At 41.5% G+C, this 17,312-nt stretch carries 12 protein-coding genes; 10 read left to right on the top strand and 2 right to left on the bottom strand.

Annotated features, from left to right (window positions below; translation table 11 throughout):
- Window positions 1–74: 74 nt before the first annotated feature.
- The 5 genes from ACINWC141_RS02290 to ACINWC141_RS02310 all read left to right on the top strand — a co-directional run bounded on the left by ACINWC141_RS02290 (window position 75) and on the right by ACINWC141_RS02310 (window position 6,169).
- Window positions 75–1,724, top strand: coding sequence for an AMP-binding protein (locus ACINWC141_RS02290; protein ID WP_034677365.1), 1,650 nt, complete (start codon window positions 75–77; stop codon window positions 1,722–1,724).
- Between the two features lie 11 nt (window positions 1,725–1,735).
- The gene (locus tag ACINWC141_RS02295) at window positions 1,736–2,863 is read left to right on the top strand and encodes an acyl-CoA dehydrogenase family protein (protein WP_009387437.1); all 1,128 of its coding nucleotides are present in this window, start codon (window positions 1,736–1,738) and stop codon (window positions 2,861–2,863) included.
- A gap of 21 nt (window positions 2,864–2,884) precedes the next feature.
- Window positions 2,885–3,658, top strand: coding sequence for an enoyl-CoA hydratase (locus ACINWC141_RS02300; RefSeq protein WP_009387396.1), 774 nt, complete (start codon window positions 2,885–2,887; stop codon window positions 3,656–3,658).
- A 12-nt stretch (window positions 3,659–3,670) separates the two neighbouring features.
- Entirely contained in the window at window positions 3,671–4,696 is a 1,026-nt protein-coding gene (locus tag ACINWC141_RS02305; protein WP_009387443.1) for an enoyl-CoA hydratase/isomerase family protein, read from the top strand.
- 120 nt (window positions 4,697–4,816) lie between these two features.
- Window positions 4,817–6,169 carry an MFS transporter gene (locus ACINWC141_RS02310; RefSeq protein WP_009387422.1) on the top strand — a complete coding sequence of 451 codons (1,353 nt, stop codon included), beginning with the start codon at window positions 4,817–4,819 and terminating at the stop codon, window positions 6,167–6,169.
- A 90-nt stretch (window positions 6,170–6,259) separates the two neighbouring features.
- On the opposite strand, the gene abaI is transcribed toward ACINWC141_RS02310, so the two are convergent.
- Together abaI and ACINWC141_RS02320 are read right to left on the bottom strand one after the other, a co-directional pair.
- Window positions 6,260–6,826, bottom strand: coding sequence for an acyl-homoserine-lactone synthase AbaI (gene abaI, locus ACINWC141_RS02315; protein ID WP_081399986.1), 567 nt, complete (start codon window positions 6,824–6,826; stop codon window positions 6,260–6,262).
- A 63-nt stretch (window positions 6,827–6,889) separates the two neighbouring features.
- Complete coding sequence (locus tag ACINWC141_RS02320) at window positions 6,890–7,306, bottom strand: DUF4902 domain-containing protein (protein WP_081399987.1); 417 nt, start codon at window positions 7,304–7,306, stop codon at window positions 6,890–6,892.
- A 758-nt stretch (window positions 7,307–8,064) separates the two neighbouring features.
- Here ACINWC141_RS02320 and abaR point away from each other — a divergent pair.
- The 5 genes from abaR (at window position 8,065) to ACINWC141_RS02345 (ending at window position 17,308) form a co-directional block, all read left to right on the top strand.
- Window positions 8,065–8,781, top strand: a complete 717-nt coding sequence (abaR, locus tag ACINWC141_RS02325; RefSeq protein WP_009387458.1) for a LuxR family transcriptional regulator AbaR — start codon at window positions 8,065–8,067, stop codon at window positions 8,779–8,781.
- A 598-nt stretch (window positions 8,782–9,379) separates the two neighbouring features.
- Window positions 9,380–11,269: a fatty acyl-AMP ligase gene (locus tag ACINWC141_RS02330; protein WP_009387397.1), complete on the top strand. Its 1,890-nt coding sequence runs from the start codon at window positions 9,380–9,382 to the stop codon at window positions 11,267–11,269.
- A gap of 50 nt (window positions 11,270–11,319) precedes the next feature.
- On the top strand, window positions 11,320–13,095 hold the full coding sequence (locus ACINWC141_RS02335) for an acyl-CoA dehydrogenase family protein (protein ID WP_081399993.1): 1,776 nt from the start codon (window positions 11,320–11,322) through the stop codon (window positions 13,093–13,095).
- Complete coding sequence (locus ACINWC141_RS02340; protein ID WP_001030690.1) at window positions 13,092–13,352, top strand: acyl carrier protein; 261 nt, start codon at window positions 13,092–13,094, stop codon at window positions 13,350–13,352. The genes ACINWC141_RS02335 and ACINWC141_RS02340 overlap by 4 nt, the downstream gene beginning before the upstream one ends.
- On the top strand, window positions 13,349–17,308 hold the full coding sequence (locus tag ACINWC141_RS02345; RefSeq protein WP_009387484.1) for a non-ribosomal peptide synthetase: 3,960 nt from the start codon (window positions 13,349–13,351) through the stop codon (window positions 17,306–17,308). Before ACINWC141_RS02340 ends, ACINWC141_RS02345 begins: the two co-directional genes overlap by 4 nt.
- The last annotated feature ends 4 nt before the right edge of the window (window positions 17,309–17,312 follow it).

Below are 17,312 nucleotides of genomic sequence, written 5' to 3' on the forward strand. Positions count from 1 at the left end.
GTAAAGCCAAAGGATGGCTTTAAACACATAAACCCTGTCGTGAATAACAACAAATCCGGACTGAGGGAAAAGATATGATGGATTATCAAAATGCTGCACAGACTTTCGATTTGGAAAGCACTGCAAAACAGATGTTATCAGGTTCACTTGATGCCTTAAATGCTTGTTATGAATGCTGTGATCGACACGCAGATGGCGACAAAATTGCACTGTATTGGCAAGGAAAAGACGGACGAAAAGAGCAATATACCTTCCGTGAATTAAAAGAGTGGTCAAGTCAGTTTGCCAACTTTCTAAAATCACAAGGTGTAAAAGCAGGCGACCGTATTTCAGGTCTATTACCAAGAACACCCGAATTGATCGTGACTATTTTTGCAGCTTGGCGAATTGGTGCTGTCTATCAACCACTATTTACTGCATTTGGCCCAAAAGCGATTGAGCACCGTATTCAGCTTGCACAAAGTAAGCTGGTGGTGACCGATACGGGCAACCGTAGCAAGCTTGATGAAATTGAAAATTGCCCTGCAATTGTGACGGTGGCCGATGCACAAGGTACTCCCCTTAAAGCAGGCGATTTTAACTTTTGGAATGAAGTAAAACCGCAGTCTGATCAATGTGATTTGGTTATGCGTAGCATCCAAGATCCTTTCTTGCTCATGTTTACTTCAGGCACTACAGGGCCAGCTAAACCATTGGAAGTGCCATTAAAAGCACTAATTGCCTTTGGTCGATATATGCAAGATGCCATTGGTTTAACCGAAGAAGATTCGTTTTGGAATATTGCCGATCCGGGTTGGGCGTATGGTCTGTACTATGCGATTACTGGGCCGTTATTCTTGGGTCACGCTACTTTGTTTTATGAAGGTGGTTTTAGCACAGATAGCCTATGCCAAATTGTGAAAGATTATAAAGTTAACAACTTGGCAGGTGCACCAACGGCTTACCGTATGATGATGGCGGCTGATCCAGCACAAATGACGCCGTTAAAAGGGCAGTTCCGTGTAGTGAGCAGTGCAGGCGAGCCGCTGAATCCAGAAGTCATTCGCTGGTTTAAACAAGTGCTTGATGCTCCAATTTATGACCATTATGGACAAACCGAAGTGGGTATGGTGGTGTGTAATCATCATGGTTTAAAACATGAAATTCATGCTGGTTCAGCAGGTTTCCCAAGCCCGGGTTACCGTGTTGCGATTGTTAATGAACAAGGTGAAGAACTGCCGCCAGATACACCGGGAATTTTAGCAGTCGACATTAGCAAGTCTCCAATGATGTGGTTCGGCGGCTATAAAGAAAGCCGAAAATCACCATTTGTTGGTCATTACTACTTAACTGGCGACACTGCCGAGTTACATGCTGATGGCAGCATGAGCTTTGTAGGGCGCAGTGATGATGTAATCACCACATCGGGCTATCGGATTGGGCCATTCGATGTTGAAAGTGCTTTGCTTGAACATGATGCAGTGGTTGAGGCTGCAGTGATTGGTGTGCCTGACCCAGACCGTACCGAAGTGGTTAAGGCATTTGTAATTTTAGCTACGGATGCTCAACCGTCAGAGGCACTTGCTGAACAACTCAGCCAATTTGTTAAAAGACGACTTTCTGCACATGCGTACCCACGTTTAGTTGAATTTGTGAGTGAATTACCTAAAACTCCAAGTGGCAAAATTCAGCGCTTTTTATTGCGTAATCAAGAAATTGCTAAACAACAAGCTAAAGCAGGGTAAAGGAAATAATAATGCAATTTACCGAAGAACAATTACTCATTCGTGATATGGCGAAAAGTTTCGCCCAAGAACAAATTAAGCCTCATGCCAGTGATTGGGATCGAGACGGGACTTTCCCGAAAGACACCTTAGCTCAAATGGGGCAACTCGGTTTTATGGGTATGCTTGTTTCAGAGCAATGGGGCGGTTCAGACACGGGTAACTTAGCTTATGTACTAGCCCTCGAAGAAGTTGCGGCAGCAGATGGCGCAACCTCAACCATCATGAGCGTACACAACTCGGTTGGCTGTGTGCCTATTTTAAAATTTGGTACTGACGAACAAAAAGAGCGCTTTTTAAAACCTTTAGCGCAAGGTGAAATGATTGGCGCTTTTGCTTTAACCGAACCGCATACTGGCTCAGATGCGGGAGCCATTAAAACCCGAGCAGTGAAAGATGGTGACGATTACATTTTAAATGGTGCAAAGCAGTTTATTACCTCGGGTAATAATGCCGGCGTCATTATTGTGTTTGCCGTGACCGATCCGAGCGCGGGCAAAAAAGGTATTAGTGCCTTTTTAGTCCCACGCGAAACACCGGGCTATGAAGTGATTCGTGTTGAAGAAAAACTGGGTCTGCATGCTTCAGATACCTGCCAAATTGCGCTGACAGATGTACGCATTCACAAAAGCCTCATGCTAGGCAAAGAGGGCGAAGGCTTAAAAATAGCTCTCGCCAATTTAGAAGGTGGACGTATTGGTATTGCTGCACAAGCAGTTGGTCTAGCACGTGCAGCACTCGAAGAAGCAACTCGTTATGCCAAAGAACGTATTACTTTTGGAAAACCAATTTTTGAGCATCAAACCATCGCGTTTCGCCTTGCTAGCATGGCAACAGAAATCGAAGCAGCGAGACAACTGGTTCACTACGCTGCGCGTTTAAAAGAAGCAGGACAACCATGTCTCAATGAAGCTTCAATGGCTAAGTTATTTGCTTCAGAAATGACTGAGCGTGTGTGTTCGAGTGCACTACAAGTGTTTGGTGGCTATGGCTATCTCAGAGACTTCCCAATTGAACGTATCTATCGTGATGCCCGTATTTGCCAAATTTACGAAGGCACGAGTGATATTCAGCGTTTAGTGATTGCACGTAGTCTATAAAAACAGAATAAGGAATAAATAATGCAGTGGCAAAGTATTTTATTAGAAAAGCGTAATGGGGTCGGATTGATTACATTAAATCGCCCTCAAGCGCTCAATGCCTTAAATAGTGAATTAATTAGCGAAATTAATCAGGCATTAGATCAGCTCGAAAAAGACCGCGAAATTGGCTGCATGGTATTGGCAGGTTCTGAAAAGGCTTTTGCCGCAGGTGCCGACATTAAAGAAATGGCTGATTTAGCATTTCCTGATATTTATTTTGATGACTTTTTTCATCTTGCAGACCGTATTGCACAGCGCCGTAAACCTCTAATTGCAGCGGTGAGTGGCTATGCATTGGGTGGTGGTTGTGAATTGGCGCTGATGTGTGACTTTATTTATTGTGCTGATAACGCCAAGTTTGGTTTACCCGAAGTCACTTTAGGTGTGATTCCGGGTATTGGTGGCACACAACGCTTAACTCATGCGATTGGTAAATCCAAAGCAATGGAAATGTGCCTTACCGCTCGTCAAATGGGCGCTGTAGAAGCAGAGCAAAGTGGTTTAGTCGCGCGTGTGTTTACTAAAGAAGAATTACTTGAACAAACCTTGCAAGCCGCTGAAAAAATTGCAGCCAGATCTTTAACTGCAAACATGATGCTTAAAGAAACCATCAACAGAGCTTTTGAAGTAAACCTTACTGAAGGCTTGCGTTTTGAAAGACGTATGTTCCATTCAATATTTGCAACATTTGACCAAAAAGAAGGGATGCAGGCTTTTGTTGAAAAACGAAAGGCAAATTTTAAAAATCAATAAGAGATCAATAAAATGAATACAGAAAATCACTTAATGATTGAGCAACAAGGTAAGTTGGGCATGATTACCTTAGACCGTGTGACTCATCTCAATGCATTATCGCTAGATATGATTAAAAGTATTGGTGCCCAATTGGAACTATGGCGAAATGATGCTGCTGTTCAGGCAGTGTTAATTAAGTCAAATAGCCCAAAAGCCTTCTGTGCAGGTGGAGATATTCGCTATCTCTATGACAGTTATAAAAATGGTACGGCCGATTACAAAGGCTACTTTAGTGCCGAATATAAAATGCTAAATATACTGCGTGAATATGAAAAGCCAATCATTGTTGTGCTTGATGGCTATGTATTAGGTGGTGGTTTTGGCTTGGCTCAGGCTTGCCACATTGTGGTGAGCAGTGAAAAATCCAGATTTGCCATGCCTGAAACAGCGATTGGCTTTTTCCCAGATGTTGGTGCAACTCATTTCCTTTCTCGCCTTGATGATATTGGTGTTTATATGGCCATTACGGGTGAGCAGATCAGCAGTAGTGATGCGCTTTACCTCGATTTAATTGACTACCATGTGCCAAGCGAGCAGTTACAAGCTTTGCAAGATGCTCTCGTTGGCGCGCCAAGTTTAAGCAAAGAGGGAATTGAACGCATCATTACCCGATTTATTACTCGCCCTGCCGAAAGTGAATTAAAACAATTGGCGGAAGGTATCCGTAAACACTTCGGATATCAGCATTTAGATGAAATCGAGCAAAGTCTTGAAAATGAACAAGATGAAAGCTTAAAGACTTGGACAAGCAAGATGCTCAGCATTTTGCAGCAACGCTCATTTATTGCCAAGCAAACCAGTTTAAAACTGCAACATTTAGGTCGAGGGCTCTCTTTACCTCAGTGCATGCAGCTTGAACGTGATTTACAGGATATCTGGTTTGAGCACGGTGACTTTATTGAAGGTGTCCGCGCTCTCATTGTCGATAAAGACAAACAACCACAGTGGCAAGAACGTAATTCGAAATTTGAGCCAATTTTAGAAAAATTGAGCTAAACCGAATTACAAAAATATAAAAAGCTTAAGGAGAAAAAGCGAGACCTGAAAATGCTTATGGTCAGGGCTGGTCATAAGCATAAAAAAGATAAAACAAGAAAATCTAAAAAGGATATTACGATGCAATCAATACATGGAAACGGTTCAAATACTAAAAAGTCGTCACATCGATTAGCAGGCATCTCTAGCATGGTCGGCACCACCATTGAATGGTATGACTTTTTTATTTACGGTGCGGCAGCAGCGCTCATTTTTAATAAGTTATTTTTCCCAAATCTGGATGCACTTACCGGCGTGCTTGCTGCATTTGCCACCTATGCCGTTGGATTTATTGGAAGACCATTAGGCGGCTTAGTCTTTGGTCATTTTGGTGACAAGATTGGCCGTAAATCGATGTTGCTACTGACCTTGATGCTCATGGGGATCCCAACCGTACTGATTGGCTTATTACCGACTTATGAATCAATTGGATATTGGGCTGCGATTGGCTTGGTTGTCTTGCGATTCATTCAAGGTATGGCAATGGGCGGTGAATGGGGTGGTGCTGTACTTATGGCCGTTGAACATGCTCCCGAAGGCGGTAAAGGGTTCTGGGGAAGTTTACCTCAAGCTAGTACAGGTGGTGGCTTAATGCTAGCCTCAATCGCGTTGGGTCTGGTGTCGTTATTACCTGAAGAAGCACTGTTTAGCTGGGGTTGGCGTTTACCATTTCTTGCCAGTATTATTTTACTGGCAGTAGGTTGGTATATTCGAGTAAAAGTGCCTGAGTCGCCAGATTTCGAAAAAGTAAAACAACAGTCCGAGGAAGTCAAAGTTCCTGCTTTACAGGTTTTTAAAAATCATCCAAAGCAACTCATCACCATTATTTTGGCTCGCGCTGCCGAAAATGCATGGTTCTATATTGCCTCAACATTTACATTGGCTTATACCACCGCACAACTTGGAATTCCACGCCAAGACATTTTATTTGCTACCATTTGCGGCGCAGCCGTCATTTTATTTATGACACCTTTATGCGGACATTTGTCGGATAAAGTCGGCCAACGCAATATGTTTATGTTTGGCCTATGCATACTGGCGCTTTACTGCTATCCATTTTTTACCATGCTCAACACAAAAGACCCGGTGTTAGTCTGGACCGCAATTGTTTTAGCAATTGGCGTTGTGTTCCCAATTATGTATGCGCCGCAAGCTCAGCTTTTTGCACGTCAATTTCCAGCGGAAATTCGTTATAGTGGAATCTCGATTTCGGTACAGTTAGCTGGCGTATTAGGTGGTGGTTTGGCACCAATGATTGCTACTAAATTGTTGAGTATCGGGCAGGGTAATCCATATCTAATTATGTTTTATATTGGAAGTATGGCTGTAGTCGCAATTATATCGACGTCATTTATGCCGCGCGATTGGAGTGCTAAAATGGATGAAACTTATTATAAAAAGTCGAATTTAAATTTAAAAACCAAAATTGATTAATAGGTATTAATGTTTCTTAATCGTATTGCTACCTGACTATATAAAAATTGGGACTCATGCCAAAAATAGGTATGAGTCCCAAATAAGAAATTAAACTTCAATCAAGCATGCAAACATAGCATATCCATTGATGACCATTGGCGGTCCTGCACGACGGGCGCGAAAACCCGCGGCACGTAATAACCGCTCTACCCCAAGAGGTGAGGTCGTAATAAGTTGTTTTGCGCCTTGTTTTCTTGCAAAGTTGATCGCTTCTTGCAGAATAGCAATAGAGACTGGGGATGACACTGCTTGATTAGCAGAGGTCGGCGGGTTCGAGAAATCTACGGCTGAAAATCTTGATAATTCCCAGATTTCTGGTGAGCAAGGAATAGGCATTCCATTCATTAATTGAGGGAATATTTCACCCAGTAAATAAGGCTGGATGGTCGGTAGAAGTCTCGCGCAGCCAATAATGTTAGATTCTCTATCTTGAGCAACGACATACGCTGTGTCGATTTTATCAAATTGATCTAGCTCTTCATTATTAGGACAGTTCAACTCCCAACCTAAATATTCAACAAATACCTTGTAGCGGTAACTTTTAAATTTGGTATATAGGCCTTCTGAAAAATTGTTTTGAAATCCAGCAATAACATTCATTAAAAGTGCTTCCACTTATTTTTCAAGTGACTTTACTGAACAGCTGGAAAGGTGGTAACTGTAAGAATTTACAGGTTTCTAAGAGAAGGTTTGACTTAATGAAGACTTGGTTAATGAAGTATTGATTTGGGTATAAATAAATGGTTCCCAGAACAAAGTATCTATTTTTTTCTCGAGTAATGTTTCATTAATATCAAATCCGATATCCATACCAGATACATCAACAATCATGATATTGCTTCGAGGTAACCCCACTCGTTTTACGGTAGTGATGCCATTATTCTCAATGAGTTCCCAATCCCATCCGGTACTTAATGCTGGAGTCTGTGAGGTTGCCCATTCGGTAAAACCATAATAGAAAATTTGAGACGCTTCAGTATGTCTAGATTCAACGATAGAGATGATGTGTTGAAGAGGATAACTCATGAGTTGGTTTTTGTTCATTCGAATAAAACCATCTGTTGAGATAGAGAAATGAGGGGGTATGCTAACCATGCTACCTGCTTAAGTACCCTAAATTAAGATTTAATGAATAAATAACATAAAGTTTTGCCAATAAAATACTGTTATATTTAACAGGTTAACTATAATGTGTTAGCACATCTTTAAGCTCTTCTTATTAGAGAGGTTGTGGGGTAAAAAATTATTTTTTAAAGAGACTCCCTCGATGGAGATTATTAGTTAACCAATATTTCTTGTACTCAAATACTAATTATAAGTATGAGGATTTTTACTTTAATTGATTGGTTTTTAAAGTATTATAATTATTTTTAGTTTTTATATATAAAAAATAAGAAAATTAGAGATATCGAATAATTGATAGACAATATTATTTAATTAAATTAATAAAAATATGCGATGAAGTTTAAGTAGTCGACCTCTTTATAAATTAAAAAAATATATATTTTGGAATAAAATGCATCCTGTAAATTTTAATTTTTAAAGCATAATCTGCGCATGAAATATAACAACCTTGAAAGCTTTCAGACATCTAGTTTATCTGAATAATTTGCAACTATTCCGGGCTTAAAAGTGTTGTTAATTGGATGATGAATTCAAAGTCTTTAATTGAGAGCTCTAATAGAAGAGTAGGCGCCGAAAATATATTTAGCAACTTCAGAATCTTTTAGATTTTTGAAGGACTTTATTGAAATTACGGTAAAAGATTAGACCTACACTTCAATTTGATTGCTTGGATTCACAATATGCAACCGAATAAAAAATAGTCTGTGAATGGAGTCTAATGAGAGCAAATGGAAAGTTGGCAAGAGGATTTATTATCAGCATTTTTGGTGGTAAAGAATGAATACCAGTTGTTTGAGATCGTTAAATCTACCGCATCAAGGCTCGGATTTGACTATTGCGCTTATGGTATGCAATCACCCTTATCTATTGCTGAACCAAAAACGATTATGCTGAATAATTATCCAGAAGCATGGCAGAAACGTTATGTGGAACGGCAATATGTGAAGATAGATCCCACCGTGCAGCATTGTATGGTATCACTTCAACCTCTTGTTTGGTCGAGTCAATCTGCAAAGACACAGACCGAAAAAGATTTTTGGGAGGAAGCGCGTTCTTATGGTTTAAATGTCGGTTGGGCTCAGTCAAGCCGTGATTTTATTGGGACCCGAGGAATGCTAACACTAGCAAGATCCAACGACCAGTTATCAGAAAAAGAACAAAAAGCACAATATACGAATATGTACTGGTTAACTCAAACAGTGCATTCCAGCATTGCTAAAATAGTAAATGATGTAGAGTTTGCTAAATTCAATCTTTATTTAACGAACAGGGAAAAAGAGGCGTTACGTTGGACTGCCGAAGGCAAAACGTCAGCAGAAATAGCTCAGATTCTTGGGGTAACTGAAAGAACCGTAAATTTCCATCTCAGTAACTCCATGCAAAAGTTAAATGTAAATAATAAAATTTCAGCAGCTATTCGAGCTGTAATGCTAGGGCTTTTGTAGAGAGTATAAATAACACAGAAATTTAATATTAAAATTAAAAGAAATAAATAATTTTAAGATTTATATAATTGATTTAAGTTAATTAAATATTTTAAATTTAAAGAAATATAATAAATAAAACTTTTTATTTATCTTCATGCTGTATTCTTAAATATTTATTTTTTATGTGTACCTATATAAATATAATAATTTAATTTTTAATTTATATTATTTTTTATAAATTTTTTGAAAATATTTACTCTAGAGTTAAAAAATAATGATGCAACTGTTTAAGAGTAAAAACCTTCAAAGACTTGGCTTATGAGTATCTAAATTAGGAATAGGTGAGGCATTAATTTAAAATAATGATAAGAAATTAAAAATATATAACTGAACAAAAAATGATTCATATAAAGGATTTAGCTTCTTAATTTTCGATAAGAGATCACTAACCTGTAAACACTTACAGGTGTAATAAGTAACACTCATACATAAAATATAATGTGAATTTATATTTTAAATAAAAAGTATATTTATTCTTTATTAAGAAACCTAGCAAAAAATGTCGTTTCTGAATTAGCAGATTTTAAAGGTTAATTATAATTAATCGGAGTAAGTTATGGCTGTAATGTGTACGGATAATATCATTGCAACTTTGGAATCCCACGCAAAATTAAATGGAAATAAGATCGCTTTTGAGTATTTGGGACGCCAGTCTGGTGGTATTCAATCTCTGACATATGCAGATTTGAATGAGCGAGTTCAACATCAAGCCCAAATATTAATGAATATTGTAGACAGTGGTGACCGTGCCGTATTGCTATTCGAACCTGGGTTGGACTTTATCGTATCGTTCTTTGCCTGTCTGAAAGCTAAAATTATTGCAGTACCAGTCAGCTTACCGTTTAACCGTAATGGTTTTTCTAATATTTTGAATATTATGAATGACTGTGAGCCTAAGATTGTACTCACAACAAAAAAGATTCTTGAGCTAGCAGGTCTTATCACACTAAAAGCTCAAAATGAAAATTTGATATTACATGCTGTTGATGCCGAATTGCAGCGTGACTTGGTGGAAAAGGATTTTCCGCTTATTACTGAAAAAGATATCTGCTTCCTTCAATATACCTCAGGCTCAACAGGCTGGCCTAAAGGCGTAATTGTCACTCATAAAAATATTATGGCCAATGAAGTCATGATTGCCGAAGCTTTTGGTACACAACCAGAAGATGTTGGCCTGACGTGGCTGCCTGTTTACCACGATATGGGGTTGATCGGCTCGGTTTTGCAAACCGTATATATGGGGCTGACTTGTTATGTCATGTCGCCGTTGGATTTCATTCGAAAACCTCTTAAATGGCTACAATTTATTAGTGAAAAAGGCGTCACGATTAGTGGTGGACCAAACTTTGCCTATGAATTATGTCTGCATCGCATCACTGATGAGCAAGCTACAGCGCTTGATTTAAGCCGTGTGCGTGTGCTGTTTAATGGTGCCGAGCCGATCAAGGCCCATGTTATGCAACGCTTCATGGAGAAGTTCAATACACAATCGAAGCTCCGACTAGATACTTTCTTGCCATGTTATGGCTTGGCAGAAGTGACGCTCTTAGTCAGTGGCGTAACTGGCCCACTCAATGCAATTTCACTTGATCGTGACCAGTTAAATGCCCATTTGGTACAGACCAGCCAAGATCAGACAGCCGTGCAAGTAGTGAGCTGTGGCAAGATCTCGAAACATATTGATTGCCGTATCGTTAACCCTCATACCCGTAAAGAGGTAGCGGCTCATGAAGTCGGTGAAATCTGGCTAGCAGGCGAGAGTGTCACTGCAGGTTACTGGCAAAAGCCGGAAGTTAATCAGGAAACCTTTGAAGCCACGATCCTTAATGAAGCGGGACAACCTAGCCAAGTACACTACTTAAGAACGGGTGATATGGGCTTTATCAAAAACGGAGACCTCTATATAACCGGCCGCCTTAAGGATGTGATTATCATTCGTGGCAAAAACTATTACCCTCAAGACATTGAGTGCTCTGTTGAAACGGCACATCCTGCTGTTCGTAAAGGCTGTGTTGCAGCAGTAAATTTTGATGATTCTGAAGGGGTTACGGTTGTACTTGAGATTAAGAAAAAGTCCTTAGATAAGACACTTAATTTTGAAACCATTAGAACTCAGGTTAAAGAACAAGTGGCGGCTGATATTGGATTGCCTGTAGACGGTGTCTATTTATTGCATCAAGGCCGAATAAATAAGACCACGAGCGGCAAAATTAGAAGAAGAAAAATTAAAGAGCAGATCGAACGCGGTCAACTGGTCTGTTTAACCCATCCAAACCGTAGAACGATGATTGCTCGAAACTATGTCAAAAACGGCTTAGAAGTCATCCGTGATCGTGAGCAGCGGGGGCAGCTGATTCGTTATAGCTCCAACCTACTCAACTCAATGATCAAGGAACGAGAAGTACGCGCGCTCATTTTTAATCGACTCAAAAGTGCTTTGTTTTAACCCTTATCTTTTAAATCTTTGAGTGAAAATCCATGTCACTTACGTCCAATTTGCGGCAGTTTCAATCTGCTGCTCGTCTGGAGCAAATTTTAGGCTCCGTACATGATACCAATAATGATTTTTCTTGGTCCGCAGCTATCGAGCGCGATGAGAAAGAGCAATACCCTCAGCGAGCTGTTGATTTTCTGAATGCTGTGGGTATGAACCGTTTTTATGTGCCTTCAGAGCTCGGAGGTCGCATGGAAATTGGTGAAGAGTTGTTATATCTACACCGCGTGCTGGCACGACGAGATCTAACCATCAATTCGACTTATAGCACGAATGCTTGGTCTGTGATTGTGTGGATCGGCGGTAATGCGAATCAATGCCAAAATATTGCTAGTCGAATTTTAAGTGGTGCTGCTCCAGCATTAGCTTATAGCGAGAAAGCGCATGGTGCCGATCTATTATCTAGTGAAGTAACAGCACAGCCTGCCGAGAGTAAATACATCTTAAATGGCGAAAAATGGTCAATCAACCGCGCCACTTTAGGAGACTCTTTAAGTCTGATCGCTAAAACATCGAACGATCGTGGACCACGTAGTTTGAGCGCATTCTGGCTTGATAAGCGTCATATGGCTTCTAAAGGAACGTATAGCCTGAACCGTCTTCCAACAGTAGGTATGCGTGGTTTAGATATCAGCGGTATTGGCTTTAACAACGCTGAAATTCACAAAGATGCTTTGATCGGTGAAGAAGGTCAGGGCTTAGAACTTGGACTTAAGACGCTACAGGTAACACGTGCATATTGCAGTAGTTTCTCTCTAGGTGCTGGCGATACGATGCTACGCATCGCAACCGAGTTTGCGATTGAACGAGAGTTATATAACAAAAAAGTAATAAGCATACCGTTGGTACGTGAGCAACTCGCTACAGCTTATGCCTACCTTTTAGCAGCGGAGGTGTTATCACTTGTTGGTGCGCGAGGGTTACACGTTTGTATCAATCAGTTCAGTACATGGTCACCAATCGTCAAGGTACTGGTGCCTGAATATGTAGAGTCGCTTGCCAAGATCACTTCTTCAGTGCTTGGGTCGCGTTTTTTCTTAAGAAATGCATATGCGGATGGAATGTACCAGAAAGCATTCAGAGACCATCTGATTGTTAGTGTGTTTGACGGTAGTAGCACCGTCTGTCTAGACAGCCTGAGTTTTCAGCTCAAATCTGCCAATAAAGGTCGTAGCAAAAAAGCTGACTATCTTAATCAAGCCGAAGCGAAAGCACGCTATCACCAGTTATATGACTTACAGGTGAAGACGGATGCTATTGATTTTCGTGAGCTTGAGATTTTCAACCGCGATGGTGACTTGGTGATGGAATCACTCGGGACAATCATCGAAATGCTCAATGATGCCGATGTCACAGCAGGGTTGTCTGCTGAGACACTCACCACGCTACGTGAACAAGCAAACCAACTTCTGGTTGAGCAGCATTCGTTGGATCAAAAAATTCAGGATTACTTCTCAAATTCTGAGCAAAGCAAAGAGTTTGAAACGTTGCGCTTTAGTCTTGCGCGTAGTTATGCAGAGCTATTCGCTCGTATTGCTGTGTTGGGTTTCTGGGTATTTAACCGCCATGGTTTAAGGCCTGCTTTACAGGATGGTGCATGGCTGATCATTTTCCTAAATGCTGCTGAAGGGCAGACAGCTCCTCCTATGACGTCACTACGTGAAAGCACATTGGCAGATCTGCTGGACCGAATTTCAACCAATCACATGTTATCTGTCATCGATTTTGCACTGGCACCGCGTGATGCCAAACCGGTTAAAAAGGAGATTACCCCATGAATAAAGATAAAGCTTACTGGAGCGCAATCATTCGTACGCTAGTCGCTAAAGAGATGCGCGTAGAGCCTGAGACGATTGATCCAGATCAAAAATTTACCAGTTATGGTCTTGATTCGATTGTTGCTTTGTCTGTGTCTGGGGATTTAGAAGATCTGACGAAATTAGAACTTGAGCCAACACTATTATGGGATTACCCAACAATCAATGCGTTGGCTGAATATCTTGTTTCTGAGTTGCAACAAGGAGTTGCTTCATGAACAACCTTGCACGACTAGAACCAGAAGTTCTGTCTCGTCATACGATTTCTGCAGAACAGCTTGGTATTTGGTACATCCAACGTCTTGAGCCAACTTGCAGTGCCTACAATATGGTGGTGGCCTTTGATGTGAAGGTTAACCAACCATTAGGCAACAAGCCGATGGAGATGCTGGAAGCGGTAATGCATGATTATCCGCTGCTACGTGTAAGTATGCCTGCCAATGATCGGGGGATTGAACAACTCATCTGGGATCGCGTGTATCCGAATATCATCTTTTCTGATGCTCGTCATATTGAAGCTTCTGATTTGACGCAATTGGTTGAACAGGACACCAAGCAGCCATTTGACCTGACTCAGCCACCGTTATGGCGTATTCATTGTTATGAACGCGGTCAAAATCATTATGTGATCGCATTTGTGATTCATCATGCGCTCATGGATTTTTGGTCAATTGGTCTATTGCTGCGAGACGTTAGCAAACGTTTTGGACTCGTTGCAGAGTCGGATGCAGTGAACGGAATCGAATTTGCACAGTATGCCGATAAGCAGCAGAGCAGCGTGATTGATGATACTGATGAGAGCTTAATTTTCTGGAAAAATGCACTGAAGCATGCACCACATGTGCATAGCATTCCACTTGATTATCCTCGTCCAGCCGTACAGCATCATAAAGGTAGTTCACTGGTTTTCCGTGTGCCTGAGTCAGTGTCATCTGGCCTTGTAAACTTAGCAAAAGATTATGAGATCACATTGTTCGGGCTTGTGCTATCTGGCTTTTATGTTCTGCTGCACAAACTTTCTAATGAAAATAATCTAGTGATTGCTACGCCCGTAGCAGGTCGACTTGAACGTTCTTTACGTAATGCATTGGGGCAATTTGTCAACACGATTGCTATTCACATGGACATCGATGCTGATCAGACTTTACGTCAATTTACGCAGCAGGTTCAGGAACAATTAAGACAAAGCCTTAAACATCAAAAAATTGCCTTTTCTAGAGTAGTTGAAGCTGTCTCACCAAAGCGTGATGGCAGTATTAATCCATTGGCTCAGATAGGAATGTTCTGGGAACGTCTGGGTGGTATGGATGAGTTTAAAGAACTACTCCTACCAATCCAGACTCCGGCCACTTTGGTTGGACAAGATTTGACGTTAGGAAGTTTTCCGGTTCGCCAGCAAGAAGGACAGTTGGATATTACGCTGGAAATGGGCGGTGAATATCAAGGTGAACTCGTTGGCGTATTGAAATACAACACTGATCTATTTTCTGCGCAGTCTGCCGAGAATATGGTGCAATTGTTGCAAGCTGTACTCGCAGAGATGGTGGCCCATCCTGAACGTAAGATTGTTGAGCTAGATATCGCTCCTGATTATAAAGATGGCATTCAGTTCGAGGCTCTCCGTGGAAAGGTGACTGATTATGCTCAGCATGATCTACTTGGAATGATTCTAAAGCAGATTGTTGAGCGTGGTGAAAATCATGCTTTAACCTCAAACGATCATACGATTAGTTATCATGACTTAGGTCAACATATTGCTGGTATTGCTGAATATTTGCGTGCACACGGTATTACACGTGGCGATCGTGTAGGTCTAATGTTAGACCGCACGGCGTTATTGCCAGCAGCAATCCTCGGGATCTGGGCGGCAGGGGCAGCTTATGTGCCATTGGATCCTAATTTCCCAACTGAACGTCTACAGAACATCATTGAGGATGCCGAACCTAAAGTCATCTTGACTCAAACCGAGTTAATGGATGCTCTTAACGTTTCTGTGCCGCGTTTAGATATCAATCAAGCTGGTGTTGTGGTACTTGAACAGGTGCGCGATACGCTTGCCTTTGGCGACATTGCTTATGTGATGTACACATCAGGCTCGACAGGTAAGCCTAAAGGTGTGCGTATTGGGCATCCTTCAATTATCAATTTCTTGCTATCTATGAATGATAGATTGCAAATAACTGCTGATACTCAGCTATTAGCAATTACCACTTATGCATTTGATATCTCGATTCTTGAGTTGCTGATTCCGCTGATCTACGGCGGTGTGGTGCATGTTTGCCCACGTGAAGTATCACAAGATGGCAATCAATTGGTGGATTATCTAAATGCTAAGTCTATCAATGTACTACAGGCAACACCCGCTTCTTGGAAAATGCTCTTAGACAGCGAATGGAGCGGCAATGCGGGATTGACAGCACTCTGTGGAGGCGAAGCGCTAGATACTATTCTGGCAGAAAAACTGCTGGGTAAAGTCGGTTGCCTATGGAATGTCTATGGTCCGACCGAAACTACAGTGTGGTCTAGTGCGGCTCGTATCACTGATGCAAAGTATATTGATTTAGGCGAACCACTGGCGAACACCCAGCTTTATGTCCTTGATGAGCAGCAGCGTTTAGTTCCACCAAGCGTTATGGGAGAACTTTGGATTGGGGGTGATGGTCTAGCAGTTGATTACTGGCATCGACCTGAACTGACAGATGCACAATTTAGAACATTGCCATCTCTACCAAATGCTGGTCGACTCTACCGTACAGGGGATAAAGTCTGCCTGCGTACAGATGGACGTTTGACTCATCATGGACGTCTAGATTTCCAAGTCAAGATTCGTGGATTCCGTATCGAATTAGGGGAAATCGAGAATGTTCTCAAACAGATCGATGGTATCACAGACGCAGTAGTGCTGGTTAAAACTACAGCTGACAACGACCAGAAACTAGTGGCTTATTTAACCGGCCATGAGATTGATATTGCTGATTTGAGAAAGACCATGCAAATCCATCTTCCAGCTTATATGGTGCCAAGTGCGTTTATCCGATTGGATGAGTTTCCAATGACGGCCAACTATAAGTTGGACCGTAAGGCATTTCCTGAGCCAGTGTTTGAGCAGAGCAATGATTATGTTGCACCGCGTGATCCGATCGAAATCGAGCTGTGTACTACCTTTGAGCAGATCTTGTCGGTTAAGCGTGTTGGTATACATGATGATTTCTTCGAACTAGGTGGGCATTCACTATTAGCTGTGAAGCTTGTTAACCATCTCAAAAAGGCTTTCAGTACCGAACTGTCAGTTGCTTTGTTAGCACAGTACTCCACTGTAGAGCGTCTGGGTGAGATCATTCGTGAAAATAAAGAAATCAAACCATCCATCGTAATTGAGCTGCGCCGTGGAACTTACGAGCAACCACTGTGGTTGTTCCATCCAATTGGTGGCAGTACCTTCTGTTATATGGAGCTTTCGCGTCATCTCAATCCGAAACGTACCTTGCGTGCTATTCAGTCTCCTGGACTGATTGAGGCAGATGCTGCAGAAGTGGCAATCGAAGATATGGCAAAGCTCTATATTGCTGAAATGCAAAAGATGCAGCCTCAAGGACCTTATTTCCTCGGTGGGTGGTGCTTTGGCGGTGCGATTGCATATGAGATCAGTCGTCAGTTGCGTCAAATGGGACAGCAGGTCACAGGTATTGTCATGATCGATACCCGTGCTCCAATTCCAGAAAATGTGCCTGAAGATGCCGACGATGCCATGCTTTTGTCTTGGTTTGCCCGTGATTTGGCTGCACCTTATGGCAAAAAGTTGACGATCCCAGCGCAATATTTGCGTGAGTTGAGTCCAGATCACATGTTTGATCATGTGCTTAAAGAAGCCAAGGCTATTAATGTCCTGCCTCTCGATGCAGACCCATCAGATTTCCGACTTTACTTTGATACTTATTTGGCCAATGGCATCGCACTCCAGACCTATTTCCCAGATCCTGAAGATTTTCCGATTCTTTTTGTGAAGGCAAAAGATGAGCCAGAAGATTTTGGGGAAAGCTTAGGTTGGGATCAACTGGTTAAAGACACATTTACACAGGTGGATTTGCCTGGTGACCACTCATCAATTATGTACGCTGAGAATGTCGTGGCTGTTGCCCAGACAATTGATCAGATGTACCCAATTCCTGCATAAGAAA

This window comes from Acinetobacter sp. WC-141 (assembly GCF_000313935.1).
GTDB lineage: Bacteria > Pseudomonadota > Gammaproteobacteria > Pseudomonadales > Moraxellaceae > Acinetobacter.